This is a genomic window from Bacillus sp. 166amftsu, from assembly GCF_900107445.1.
Lineage (GTDB): Bacteria > Bacillota > Bacilli > Bacillales > Bacillaceae_G > Bacillus_A > Bacillus_A arachidis.
This window is the reverse complement of record NZ_FNQA01000002.1, coordinates 836,892-850,129: the sequence shown is the minus strand read 5'-3', so window position 1 is coordinate 850,129 and position 13,238 is coordinate 836,892. Positions and strand designations below refer to the sequence as shown.

The 13,238-nt window shown below is 34.0% G+C and carries 10 protein-coding genes and 1 pseudogene; 9 read left to right on the top strand and 2 right to left on the bottom strand.

The window, feature by feature from the left end:
- The first annotated feature begins 14 nt into the window (after nt 1-14).
- Entirely contained in the window at nt 15-1,319 is a 1,305-nt protein-coding gene (gene aroA / locus BLV40_RS11235; RefSeq protein WP_090689860.1) for a 3-phosphoshikimate 1-carboxyvinyltransferase, read from the top strand.
- Nucleotides 1,320-1,367: 48 nt separating this feature from the next.
- Here the strand turns inward: aroA and BLV40_RS11230 are convergent, their stop codons facing one another.
- Nucleotides 1,368-1,910, bottom strand: coding sequence for a hypothetical protein (locus tag BLV40_RS11230; RefSeq protein WP_244525385.1), 543 nt, complete (start codon nt 1,908-1,910; stop codon nt 1,368-1,370).
- A 709-nt stretch (nt 1,911-2,619) separates the two neighbouring features.
- Here BLV40_RS11230 and BLV40_RS11220 point away from each other — a divergent pair.
- From BLV40_RS11220 to BLV40_RS11210, 3 genes are all read left to right on the top strand, one after another.
- Complete coding sequence (locus tag BLV40_RS11220) at nt 2,620-3,792, top strand: GNAT family N-acetyltransferase (RefSeq protein WP_090689855.1); 1,173 nt, start codon at nt 2,620-2,622, stop codon at nt 3,790-3,792.
- A gap of 135 nt (nt 3,793-3,927) precedes the next feature.
- Complete coding sequence (locus BLV40_RS11215) at nt 3,928-5,553, top strand: ABC-F family ATP-binding cassette domain-containing protein (RefSeq protein WP_026591102.1); 1,626 nt, start codon at nt 3,928-3,930, stop codon at nt 5,551-5,553.
- Nucleotides 5,554-6,048: 495 nt separating this feature from the next.
- Entirely contained in the window at nt 6,049-8,022 is a 1,974-nt protein-coding gene (locus BLV40_RS11210) for a lipoteichoic acid synthase (protein WP_026591101.1), read from the top strand.
- Between the two features lie 333 nt (nt 8,023-8,355).
- Here BLV40_RS11210 and BLV40_RS11205 read toward each other — a convergent pair whose 3' ends face one another.
- The gene (locus BLV40_RS11205; protein WP_090689852.1) at nt 8,356-9,183 is read right to left on the bottom strand and encodes a peptidoglycan-N-acetylglucosamine deacetylase; all 828 of its coding nucleotides are present in this window, start codon (nt 9,181-9,183) and stop codon (nt 8,356-8,358) included.
- Between the two features lie 478 nt (nt 9,184-9,661).
- Here BLV40_RS11205 and BLV40_RS29770 point away from each other — a divergent pair.
- From BLV40_RS29770 to BLV40_RS11180, 5 genes and pseudogenes are all read left to right on the top strand, one after another.
- Nucleotides 9,662-10,088: pseudogene (locus tag BLV40_RS29770) on the top strand (DNA alkylation repair protein); the annotation flags it as partial.
- A gap of 15 nt (nt 10,089-10,103) precedes the next feature.
- Nucleotides 10,104-10,805, top strand: coding sequence for a nucleotidyltransferase domain-containing protein (locus tag BLV40_RS11195; protein WP_090689850.1), 702 nt, complete (start codon nt 10,104-10,106; stop codon nt 10,803-10,805).
- 15 nt (nt 10,806-10,820) lie between these two features.
- Entirely contained in the window at nt 10,821-11,369 is a 549-nt protein-coding gene (locus tag BLV40_RS11190) for a GNAT family N-acetyltransferase (RefSeq protein WP_026591097.1), read from the top strand.
- Between the two features lie 80 nt (nt 11,370-11,449).
- Nucleotides 11,450-12,502 carry a DUF5105 domain-containing protein gene (locus tag BLV40_RS11185; protein WP_090689848.1) on the top strand — a complete coding sequence of 351 codons (1,053 nt, stop codon included), beginning with the start codon at nt 11,450-11,452 and terminating at the stop codon, nt 12,500-12,502.
- Between the two features lie 137 nt (nt 12,503-12,639).
- Nucleotides 12,640-13,140, top strand: coding sequence for a GNAT family N-acetyltransferase (locus tag BLV40_RS11180; protein ID WP_026591095.1), 501 nt, complete (start codon nt 12,640-12,642; stop codon nt 13,138-13,140).
- The last annotated feature ends 98 nt before the right edge of the window (nt 13,141-13,238 follow it).

Here is a 13,238-nt window from a genome sequence, read left to right as displayed (position 1 = left end):
GAGAGGGTGACACTGTGAAAGAAGTAATGATACAAACTGTCAAAAGTGGATTAAGAGGGACAATTACAATTCCTGGTGATAAATCTATCTCACACCGTGCGGTTATGTTCGGGGCAATTGCACAAGGGAAAACAACAATTAAGGGTTTTTTACCTGGTGAAGATTGTTTAAGTACAATTTCTTGTTTTAGAGAAATGGGAGTAGAAATTTCGCAAAATGGTGATGAAGTAGTTGTAATTGGAAAAGGAATAGAAGGATTACACGAACCGAAAAATGTTTTAGATGTTGGTAATTCAGGTACAACGATACGGTTAATGTCTGGAATACTTGCAAATACGCCTTTCCACTCCTGTATTCAAGGGGATTCATCAATTGGAAAAAGGCCAATGAAACGCGTAACGAATCCGCTTAGGCTTATGGGAGCAAAAATTGGCGGTAGAGAAGAAGGAACATTTACCCCACTTACAATAAGGGGTGGAAATTTAAAAGCAATTGACTACACTTCACCTGTAGCAAGCGCGCAAGTGAAATCAGCCATTCTACTCGCGGGGTTGACGGCTGAAGGTGTAACAACTGTTACAGAACCTCATATTTCACGAGATCATACGGAAAAAATGCTTGAAGCGTTTGGTGTTACAGTAATTCGTGAGGACAAAACTGTAAAAATTGCGGGTGGGCAACATTTAATCGGGACGGATATCCAAGTTCCAGGTGATGTCTCTTCAGCAGCATTTTTCTTAGTTGCGGGTGCGATTGTTCCAAATAGTAAACTTGTATTAAAAAATGTTGGAATGAATCCAACTCGTACAGGGATTATTGATGTTCTTACGAAAATGGGTGCTAATTTAGAAATACATCCTATTCATAATTCTGCGTCAGAACCAGCTGCGAATATTACAATTGAAACATCATCACTTCAAGGGATTGAAATCGGTGGAGATATTATCCCAAGACTTATTGATGAAATTCCAATCATTGCGCTGGCGGCAACACAAGCAGAAGGGAATACAGTTATTAAGGATGCACATGAATTGAAAGTAAAAGAAACAAACCGAATAGATACAGTTGTAGATGAATTAACTAAATTAGGAGCACATATTGAAGCGACGGATGATGGAATGATTATTTACGGTAAGTCCTCGTTAAAGGGGAATAAAGTAAATAGTCATAGTGATCACCGAATCGGTATGATGCTTGGGATTGCGGGCGCTATAGCAGATGGTAACACAATACTAGAAGATGCAGAAGCTGTTGGAGTTTCGTATCCTACATTCTTTAAAGAACTAAACAAACTACAAACTGAATTGGAAAAGTCATAAAATAAACGTCTATAACATTAGTGAAACATTTGTTATAGACGTTTTAGATTAGGTTGCTGGAGAGGGAAATCTAGCTCCTTCAAAACGTGAAATGCTATTAAATATATTAATTGTACCAGCTACGTTAGAGAGGAAAAATACCTCAACAATATCCTCGCATTTTAATTGAGCAATGGTAGAAACGGATATAATATTTTTAATTTGGATATTTGCTCCAAAGAAATCATTATCAGCAGCTATTTCATGACCATTTACTTGAATGTTTATTCTTCCTCTGTAAGATGAATTACAATTATTAGGTGAAAAAAGAAGGCTGGCAATCAATGAGTATACACCCCTTGTGTTAGGGATGAACATGGAGGCAGCTGAATTGAATTCATTGGCCAAATCAAATTGAATGTTAGGATATAAAACTTTAACAGTAGTATTAGCAGGTATTTGTTGAAGCGAAGATATGTTGACTGCTCTAAATGCTGATGGCCTTGTAGATTCACAACTCTCTCCTCTAAGGTCGCCATTTGTTCTTTGAGAAAGGGAATCTCGATTTCCATTCAATCTATTTAATTTGTCATAATAAGAACTCATAATCATTTATTCTTCCCTTCTTTATTTATTAGTTAAGAATAGAGGAGTAATTGGATAATTTATGCATCTAGGTATTCAAATTATCTAAACGAACGATTTGTAAGATCGAACAAGGGCACTATTTGCTTTGCATATTTTATCTTGCATGAACTGCCCGTAAAAGTCTAATCGGTGGAGCTAATAATCCGTAGGGATGAGGAAAAATCCCACTGACTAAAGTTTCACTTTATATGATATACAAAGGACGTGCTGAAAGTGATTAGTACAAAGAACCTTTTGTTTTATGGAAAATCTTTATCTCATATTAACGAGCAGTAACACTCCTACCTCAAAAGTCAGCGAAAGTATTGTCCAGCTCTAGCGGCTAGAATCTCCGGCCGTTTCGCCCCCTCGGACGAGGCAAAAAGCGCCTCTCTGTTGTCGGGTGTTTGGGCGTCCTGCGATTCTGTGCGAGCCGCTTCCGCTTTTCTTTAAGAAGTTAGGTGGGAGATAAACTGCCCGTAAAAGCCCAATTGGTGAGGGCTAATAATCAGTGGGGGATGAAGAAAACCCCACTGATTAAAGTTTCACTTTATGTGGAAGATGTTTTTTGTTACACCAATATATATAACGATTTTAGAAAGGGCGATGTATATTTCATCGCCCTTTCTCATTTTTGCATAGGATTTTATCCGCATGAGTACGAATGTATTAAGGGAATAGGAGGAGAAAAGTCATGAAAGTAGTTGAATTAGCAGGGCAACAATATAGAGAAGCAATTACATTATCCGAATATGCTTTCCAATATAAAGTACCAGAAGATCAGATTGAAAAGCGTCTAACATTAATGAAAAAGCACCATCAATTGTTTGGGATATTAGAAGGAGATCAACTCGCAGCAAAACTGCATCTTCTTCCGTTAGAAATAAATATTGGTGATAAGGTATTTAAAATGGGTGGAATTGCAGGGGTGGCAACATACCCAGAGTATAGACGTAGTGGATATGTAAAAGAACTATTGAAACATGTACTGCAAAAAATGAAACAAGACGGATTTAGTGTATCAATGTTACATCCATTCGCAGTTTCATTTTACAGGAAGTTTGGATGGGAACTATTTGCCAATCGTTTCGTATGTTCAATGACGAAGAGTGATTTAGTGATGCAAAAGCATGTGAAAGGGAATGTGAGACGTTTTAATAAAGATTCACATCCAAAAGAAATAGAAGCAGTATATGAGCAATTTGCGAGGCGATTCGCTGGTATGCTAGTTAGAAGTACAGATTGGTGGGGGCAAGCAGTTTATCATGACAAGGCGGCAGCAGTCTATTACAATGAAGAAAATGAAGCTACTGGTTACATACTGTACAAAATAAATGATTCAAAAATGACAGTAGAAGAATTTGTACCGCTAAATAATGAAGCTAGAAGGGGACTTTGGAATTTTATTTGCCAACATGATTCTATGATAAGAGAACTTAAGATGATACTAAGTGAAACAGAGCCATTACTTTATACTCTGCAAGAGCCTCGAATTAAGGCTGAAATTACTCCTTATTTTATGGTTCGAATTGTAGACGTGGAGCAGTTTTTAAATCAATATTCATTTGTTTGGAGTAATCAACAAAACGAAGTGATTTTGCATATTTCAGATTCATTTGCCCCATGGAATAATGTGACGGTTAAATTACAAAGTAAAGAAGTAGTAATTATTAGTAAAGAAGAAACAGAAAAATGGAACAGTGGAGGAATTCATTTAAATATAAATGATTTATCAGCAATGTTATTCGGATATAAACGTCCGCTAGAGTTATACGAAATTGGCTCTGTTTCAGGAACTGAGGAAGAAGTGAAAGAGTTAGAACATTTGATTCCATTACATAAGCCGTTTATTTATGATTTCTTTTAAGTGATTTCATTTTTGGTTTTGAATAGAAAATTGCGGTTGCTGAAATAGAAAGATGATTAGATATACCTTTAGATGGCTAAATATGTTATAGTTAGTGAGATATATATATAAAAGTATTAAAATTGGAGGAACCACATGATTACAGTTAGTAACGTAGGATTGCGCTTTGCGGACAGAAAATTATTTGAAGATGTTAACATAAAATTCACACCAGGTAACTGCTACGGTTTAATCGGAGCAAACGGTGCTGGTAAATCAACATTTCTAAAGATTTTATCTGGAGAAATTGACCCATCAACAGGCGATGTAAATATTACGCCTGGTGAGCGTTTAGCAGTGTTAAAACAGAACCACTTCGAATATGAAGAGTTTCCTGTATTAGAAACAGTAATAATGGGTCACACACGTCTTTATAAAGTAATGCAAGAAAAAAATGCAATTTACATGAAAGAAGATTTCAGTGATGAAGACGGTATGCGCGCGGCAGAACTTGAAGGTGAGTTTGCTGAGCTAAACGGTTGGGAAGCTGAATCTGAAGCGGCTATCCTTTTAAAAGGACTAGGCATTGGAGAAGACCTTCATGATAAAAAGATGTCTGAGTTAACAGGGGCAGAGAAAGTAAAAGTATTACTTGCCCAAGCTTTATTTGGTCAACCTGACATTTTATTACTTGATGAGCCTACCAACCATTTAGACTTAAAAGCAATTCAATGGTTAGAGAACTTCTTAATGAACTTTGAAAATACAGTTATCGTTGTATCCCATGACCGTCACTTCTTAAATAAAGTATGTACACACATGGCGGATCTTGATTTCGGTAAAATTCAATTATATGTTGGTAACTATGACTTCTGGTATGAATCAAGCCAGTTAGCATTGAAACTAACACAAGATGCAAATAAGAAAAAAGAAGAGAAAGTAAAAGAGTTACAAAACTTCATCGCACGCTTTAGTTCAAACGCGTCTAAAGCGAAGCAAGCGACTTCTCGTAAAAAGTTATTAGATAAAATTACATTAGATGATATTAAACCATCATCACGCCGTTATCCATTCGTTGGCTTCACACCAGAGCGTGAAGTAGGAAATGACTTATTAACTGTAGAAGGTCTTTCAAAAACGATTGATGGAGAAAAAGTGTTAGATAATGTGTACTTCACATTAAATAAAGGTGATAAAGTTGCATTTATCGGACGTAATGATATTGCAATGACAACATTATTTAAAATTCTTATGGGTGAAATGGAGCCAGATAGCGGTTCATTTAAGTGGGGCGTTACAACATCTCAAGCTTACTTCCCAAGAGATAACTCTAAGTATTTCGAGAACAGTGAATATAACTTAGTTGAATGGTTACGTCAGTTCTCTCCACAAGATGAAACGGAAAGTTTCTTACGTGGTTTCTTAGGTCGTATGCTATTCTCTGGTGAAGAAGTAAAGAAAAATGTTTCTGTATTGTCAGGTGGAGAAAAAGTTCGTTGTATGCTTTCTAAAATGATGTTAAGTGGAGCGAACGTATTAACACTTGATGATCCAACGAACCACTTAGACCTTGAGTCTATCACAGCATTAAACAACGGTTTAATCGCATTTAAAGGAACATTACTATTTACATCTCATGACCATCAGTTCGTACAAACAATTGCAAACCGTATTATCGAAGTAACGCCAAACGGTGTAATCGATAAAGAAGCAACATACGATGAGTTCTTAGAAAATGAAGAACTTCAAAAGCAAATAAATGCAATGTATAACCAAAAATAATCTGCAGTATGAAACCCTCAATCTTATTATAAGATTGAGGGTTTTTATTTTTTAATGAGCATTTTATAAAGAATAATAAGGGGAATATTGGATGTAAATTATATTATTTCCTTATAACTATGAATAATTATAGGGAATAAAAAGTAGTCGAGACCTCTTAATACATGAATAATTTAGTAACAACAAATCCAATTGGTAATTTTGGAAATAAGAATGTTTGCGAAGTAGTGCATAAAGGTTTATAGTAGGTGAGTCTTGTTAAACGGATGGTCTTTAGATTTTAGTCATAAAAAATGTTACAAATGTATTTCATTAAATATATATCTAGGTCAACATGTTTCGTAAGAAATAGTTGAATAAATACAACCTTAAACTTATAATTACTAATATTCTTCATAAGGTTAAAGAAAAGAGAGGGTTGTTTGGGGAAGTAAATTAAAAACAGAGATAGACTTATAAAAAATAAGCCTTGGATGGTTAAAAAGAGGTGGAGAGATGAAACAATTATTGTTAAAGAGCAAACGTGTGTTAAGTAACCATTTTGGATTTTTCATTTTTGCAGTTGTTTTATTCTGGTTAAAAACATATGCAGCATATGTTACAGAATTTGACCTAGGGATATCAAACACAATTCAAAAATTCTTGCTATTTTTCAACCCGTTAAGCTCAGCTGTCCTATTTTTAGGACTTGCATTATTTGCAAAAGGGAAAAGATCTTATATCTGGTTAATTATTATTAATTTGTTATTGTCAATTCTTTTATACTCAAACGTGGTATATTACCGCTTTTTCAGTGATTTTATTACGTTTCCGACATTAACACAAACAAATAATTTTGGAGATTTAGGTGGTAGTATTTTAGCGTTATTACACCTATATGACCCATTATATTTCTTAGATACAATTATTCTACTTGTGTTAGTCATAACAAAATTTGCAAATCCAAAACCAATTCGTGTTGCAAAACATAAATTGTCACTTGTATTTATTACAGGGATTTTGTTGTTTAGCATCAACTTAGGTTTAGCAGAATCTGATCGTCCGGAATTACTGACAAGAACATTTGACAGAAACTACATTGTAAAATATTTAGGTGCATATAATTATACGATTTATGATGGGATTCAAAGCATGAAAGCATCAACAGAACGAGCTTTAGCAGATGGAGATAGTATGACAGGTGTAAGAAATTATATTGCATCGAACTATGCAAGCCCTAACCCAGAGTATTTTGGTAAGGGGAAAGGTATGAATGTTATCTATATTCATTTAGAGTCGTTCCAAAACTTTTTAATTAATTACAAGTTGAACGGACAAGAAGTTACACCATTTTTAAATTCATTTACGCATGATGCAAATACATTGTATTTTGATAACTTCTTCCATCAAACAGGACAAGGTAAAACATCTGATGCGGAGTTTATGTTAGAAAACTCAATATTTGGATTGCCACAAGGATCTGTATTTACAAACAAAGCTCATAACACGTATCAAGCAGCACCAGCTATTTTAGGGCAGCAGGGCTATACATCTGCAGTATTCCATGGTAATTATAAAACATTCTGGAATCGCGATGATATTTATAAATCATTTGGATTTAATAAATTCTTTGATGCAACATACTATGATATGAATGAAAAAGATGTTGTAAACTATGGACTAAAAGATAAGCCATTCTTTAATGAGTCTATTCCATTGTTACAAACATTAAAACAACCGTTCTATGCGAAATTTATTACATTGTCAAACCACTTCCCTTATCCGATTAATAAGGAAGAAGCGACAATTGAACCAGCAAAAACAGGTGATACATCTGTAGATACGTATTTCCAAACAGCACATTATTTAGATGAATCTGTAAAAGGTTTTATGGATTACTTGAAGCAATCTGGTTTATATGACAATTCAATCATTGTGATGTATGGAGATCATTATGGTATTTCAGATAATCATAACGCAGCAATGTCACAAATTATGGGTAAAGAAATTAATTCATTTGAAAATGCACAACTGCAACGTGTACCTTTAATCATTCATGTTCCAGGAATGAAAGGCGGAGTTCAACACCAATATGGTGGAGAAATCGATGTGCTCCCAACACTGTTACACTTATTAGGTACAGATACAAAGAATTATATCCAATTTGGTACAGATTTATTATCAACACAGCATCAACAAGTTGTTCCTTTCCGTAATGGTAACTATGTAAGTCCGACCGTTACTGCGCTTAATGGAAAGTATTATGATACAACCACTGGAAAATCAGTAGAAGCAACGAATGAAATCAAACAAAATGAAAAAATGGTTCAACAGAAACTTAAGCTTTCTGACGAAGTTGTAAATGGTGATTTACTCCGATTCTACACACCAGAAGGATTTACACCTGTAGATCGTTCGAAATATAATTATAATCATCGTGATAAAAATAAAACGCAGGTAAAAACAACAAAGCAAGAACAAGAAGGTTAAACGTAAAAAAATAAATCAATGCCGGCCTCCTTATAAGGATAAATATTCCTTGTAAGGAGGCTTTTTTATTTAGGAGACTCAAGGTAATTTCACATACCGTATGGATAGAGTATAGTGAATGTATGAAAAGTGTATAATTATTGCATACTACAGAAATGAAATGATTTTACCCCGTATTAATGGGCAGTAATACTCCCATCTTTTCAACAAGAAGTACTCATTACAAGCATACATCGAAATCATGAATGATAATCAACTTCGCGTATACGAAAAAAGTCTTTAGAAACAAAAAAAGACTTGATTTTTCTAAGGAGAAAATCAAGTCTTTTTAAATTAAATACGTTTGTCATGCCAGAAATTTAATGGGAAGTGTTCATCCTCATGATAGCTTTCCAGTTCATAACCTTTTTCCTTCAGACCTTTAATGATGGCAGGTACTGCTTTTACTGATTGTGGGTGAATATCATGCATAAGTACAACTTCTGTTGAGTCTGTTGCACCAGCAAGAACATTTTGCGCAATTTGTGCTGAGGCAGCATCGACTGGCATCTTATTATATTTCCAGTCTAAAGAGTCAATTGTCCAGTCCCAAACTTTCAAGCCGTTTTCTACAACCTTGTTACGAAGGGCTTCGTTTAATCCTGGCATTGATCCGTAAGACGGGCGAGTTAATATTGGTGATTTTCCAATAACCCCAGCGATTAAGCCTTGGTCTTCTTTCATTTCATCTACATAATGACCTTCTGTATAAAGCTTTTTGTAGTTATGTGTCATACTATGCATACCAACATAATGTCCTTCTGCAACTTCGCGTTTTACAAGATCAGGGAATGCTTTAACATTTGCTCCAATTAGGAAAAATGTAGCTTTTGCATCTTCTTTTTTTAACATGTCTAACAGCTCAGCAGTATATTTTCCAGGCCCATCGTCAAATGTTAAGTAAGCAACTTTTCTGACTTGCCCGTTATATTGCTTTGGAGCTTCTTTGGGGGCAAGAGCAGTTTGAATTTCACTTACAAGTTGAACGGACTTCGTTTCATCTTCCGTACTTGCTAAAGCAATATGAGTTGATCCATAAACTGCTTCGTACAAAAATAATACCCCGACGCAAATCAACAATGCTCTCTTTACTAAAGTTGTCATTCGAATTCTATTGTGCATAATTTTCCTTCTCTCTATAATAGTTCTACTCTACTATATTAGCAATTTTAGGTAGAGAAATGCAAAAAAAGATTTTTACAAGTACAAAAAAATTTGTGGAAAAGTATGCAAGATATTGTTGTTTTACTGAGGGGATTACTCTTGTTTAGCAGGTTTTTAAAAATAAAAAAAAGAAGTGGGTAAAAAACAAAAATTTACATATTTAAAGAATTTATATTCTATTATAAAACCTATATTGAAAATTGATGAACCATTCTTTAGTGAGATAAGGTGTTTATTTCGTACATCTTTTTTATTAAAAACGGCCGATAAAAGCTTGGGTGGTCAGGATAACAACAGTAGAGGATGGAGGGGGGATATATAACAGGATTCTGTTTTTAAATATTGTAAATTTCACATACCGTATTTGAAGAAAAAACTAGGAAAATAAGAAATAGTGTCGAATATATCGTAAGTACATGTATAAAGTAAAGAAAATTATGAACAAGAGGTTGATAATTATTGTTTAATGGATGTACTTATGTCATCTGTATCGTTGTCTTCGATTGTAATAGGCAAATTGAAGGAATGGACAATCTATCAGGATGAATGGATTGCTAGAGTAGGTTGGTCATTACTCGCTAATATTGCTATAAAGGATAAAGTGTTAGAAGATGAATTTTTTCTTCCATTTTTAAAAGAGGTTCAGATGCATATACATACGAAAAAAATGGAAAAAGGAAGCGATACATACACTTATTACGATTGGAATTCGAAATGATGACTTTGAGCAAAAAGCAATCACAATTGTACGCGAAATTGGAAAAGCTGATGTTGATCATGGTGTCACTTCATGTAAGACATCTGAGGCAGAAGCGTATATGAAAAAAGCCCGAGATAGAGAAAGAAATAAAAAAAGTAAATGAAAGAAGGAGAACGGCATGAAAGCAATTGACGCTGCACACAAATTTATTGAATCGCAATTTCCACATTGTAATGCCGCTTTATTAGGAGGAAGTGTTGCAAGAGGAGAAGCGACAAAAACATCTGACCTTGATATTGTAATATGGGATGATAGTCTATCTCATTGTTATCGTGAATCTTTTTTTAGCAATGGTTGGCCTGTTGAAGTGTTTGTACATAATTTTAAAACATATAAAGAATATTTTAAAAGTGACTGCAAGCGCGGGAGACCTAGTTTACCACAATTAGTTTCGGAAGGGATTATTTTAAAGGGGAAGGAAGAAATTATAACTAGTTTAAAACAGGAAGCACGGCAATTATTAGATAAAGGTCCTGAAAAGTGGACAGAAGAATTGACTAGACAGAAACGTTACTTTATTACGGATGTATTAGATGATTTTATTGGTGCGACAAAGAGAGAAGAAGAACTGTTTATTGCTAATCTTTTGGCTGAGTTGGTTCATGAATTTGTACTTAGAGTAAATGGGCAATGGGTTGGAAATTCAAAATGGTTTATTAGAGTGTTAAGAAAATACGATGAATTATTTGCAGAAGAGTTTGTTGCAGCTTTTGATCATTTTTATAAAACTGGAGAGAAAAAGAGACTGATTATTTTTGTCGAGAAAACTTTAGAAAACTATGGTGGCAGGTTGTTTGAAGGCTTTTCCATAGGGAAATAAAAGGGAGATGAAAAAATGAGTGTACCAATTATTGTATTAAGAGAACTTACATTAGACGACGTAGAAGATCGATATCAATGGTCATTGGATACAAAAGTAACAAAGCACTTAGTGGTACCAGATCAATACCCACCATTTACACGTGATGAGACAAAAAGATGGATTGAAATGTGTATGAACCGGGAAAATGGGTATGAACAACGAGCTATCGTTTCTGAGGATGGTGTGCATATCGGTTGGGTCGATCTAAAAAACTTTGATAAAACGAATAAAAATGCTGAATTAGGAATTGCAATTGGAAATAAAGAATATTGGGGGTGCGGATATGGTATCGCAGCGTTATACAGCATGTTACAAATTGGATTTTATGAATTTGGTCTGGAGAAAGTGTGGCTACGTGTAGACGTAGATAACATAAAAGCAATAAAAAGTTATGAAAATGCTGGATTTGTTTGTGAAGGAATTATGAGGAGAGATAGAGTACGAAATGGAATGTTTATTGATAGATATCGATTTAGTATATTAAGAGATGAATATAAAAATAATGTAAATTTAAAATTTTAGCTACACAAATTGTCGTATTATTGTATATAATTAAGATTAGTTAATGAATTGTTTTTATTTTACAAAGGGGAGTGGCATAGTTGATTAACAAGAAAGTCATGTCTATTTGCTTTGCAACTATTTTAGCAGCAGGTATTCTAAGTGGTTGTAACTCAAAGAAGACAGAATCTAAACCTCAGGAAACAAAAGTAAGTGAAGTAGGGGACACAAGCAAATTAAAAGATGTCGAGATGACATTAGAAAGTGCTGAATTTGTCTTACCTGATCAATACGCTAAACTAGAAAATGAGCAAGTATTAAAAGTAGAAGTGACAATGAAAAATAAAGGTGATAAATCATTAAATATTCTTCCAAATGATTTCGCTCTATATCTTGATGATAAGAAAATGAAAACCTATTTTGGATCAGAAGGAAACTTAAATCCGGGAGAGTTGGATAAGGGTAAGTCAATTACTGGTAATATATTTTTTGATGTAGAAGCTGGAGAAAAGTATGAACTAGTGTATACAAAGTTCATTTCAGATCCGAAAAAAGATAAAGATGAAAAAGTAAGATATAAGATTGATGGCAAAAAATTAGCTGAAAAGGCGAAGGATTTACAAAAGCCAGCAGAAGCGTTAAATGCCTACATAAATGCAGCATTTTATGACAAAGATGCGGGAAAATTAAAAACTTTAACTGGTGAAGATAGTACTCAATTTTTAAATGATTTTGAAGCAGCATTTAAGCAAACGATGGAAAGAGAAATCGGTCAAAAGGTGAATGACGATTTATTAAAAAGTTTATTAGGAAAAATAAAGTTAGCTATTCAAAAAAATGTAAAGTATGAAACGAAAGTAATTTCAAATAAAAATGGAAAAGCAAAGGTTGAAATTAAAGGGAAACCAATTGATAATAGTGCATTAGAATCTAAAATGCAAAGTGAAATGATGAACTTTGCTTCAACAAATCCAAATGCCACAGATGAACAAATTGTTAATCAGGTATTTGCTGTTTATGAGAAATTGTTACAAGAGGTAACAACTTCTAGCATTGAAGAAAAGGCTGAAGTTGAGATGGAGAAACATGGTAAAAATCAATGGAAATTAAATTCTACATCTGCTGGAAGTATGAATCGTATTTTTATGAAATGATGTATGAATCAATTAATTAAACATATTATTTAGAACACGGTAATTTATTAAAGACGATATAGAGAGAAAATAAAAATATGAGTTAAACCTGCTAAAAGAGCAGGTTTTTCTTTTTAATTATGAAAGGATGTATAAAAATGATTCGAATTTTATCTGACCTTAACGCAGTGCAATATTGGGATTTACGTTTGCAGGCATTACGAGTAAATCCAGATGCATTTGTGACCACGTATGAAGAAGCGATGCAAAAAGAAAATCCTGTAGAGGAAGTTGCTCAAAATTTAAATTCAAAAACTAGTTACACATTTGGAGCTTTTAATAATGAAAATCGACTGCTAGGTGTAGTAACATTACTGACAGAGCAAAAGGCAGCCTTTAAGCATAAAGGACATCTTGTTGCTATGTATGTAGATGCTCAAAGTAGAGGGAAAGGATTCGCAAAATGTTTAATTGGAGCAGTAATTGAAAAAGCAAGAGAGCTGAAAATTGAGCAAATTAATTTAGGAGTTGTTTCAGATAATGAAGCAGCAAAAACATTGTATCAATCAATGGGTTTTACAACGTATGGTGTAGAAAGAAGAGCGTTGAAAATGAATGATGTATATCGTAATGAGGAGCACATGGTTTTATTTCTCTAAGAGAATGTTTCAAAAGGGTTGAAGATGTTTAAAAACAAGAGGCGTATTCATTATAATCATCATGAACAGGCAACTGAGATCAATGAAAAGATAAAGAG

Excerpts from the sequence above, each read along its gene's own strand:
- BLV40_RS11230 (WP_244525385.1), bottom strand. The coding sequence starts at position 1,910 with ATGATTATGAGTTCTTATTATGACAAATTAAATAGATTGAATGGAAAT.
- BLV40_RS11220 (WP_090689855.1), top strand. The coding sequence starts at position 2,620 with ATGAAAGTAGTTGAATTAGCAGGGCAACAATATAGAGAAGCAATTACA.
- BLV40_RS11215 (WP_026591102.1), top strand. The coding sequence starts at position 3,928 with ATGATTACAGTTAGTAACGTAGGATTGCGCTTTGCGGACAGAAAATTA.
- BLV40_RS11210 (WP_026591101.1), top strand. The coding sequence starts at position 6,049 with ATGAAACAATTATTGTTAAAGAGCAAACGTGTGTTAAGTAACCATTTT.
- BLV40_RS11205 (WP_090689852.1), bottom strand. The coding sequence starts at position 9,183 with ATGCACAATAGAATTCGAATGACAACTTTAGTAAAGAGAGCATTGTTG.
- BLV40_RS11195 (WP_090689850.1), top strand. The coding sequence starts at position 10,104 with ATGAAAGCAATTGACGCTGCACACAAATTTATTGAATCGCAATTTCCA.
- BLV40_RS11190 (WP_026591097.1), top strand. The coding sequence starts at position 10,821 with ATGAGTGTACCAATTATTGTATTAAGAGAACTTACATTAGACGACGTA.
- BLV40_RS11180 (WP_026591095.1), top strand. The coding sequence starts at position 12,640 with ATGATTCGAATTTTATCTGACCTTAACGCAGTGCAATATTGGGATTTA.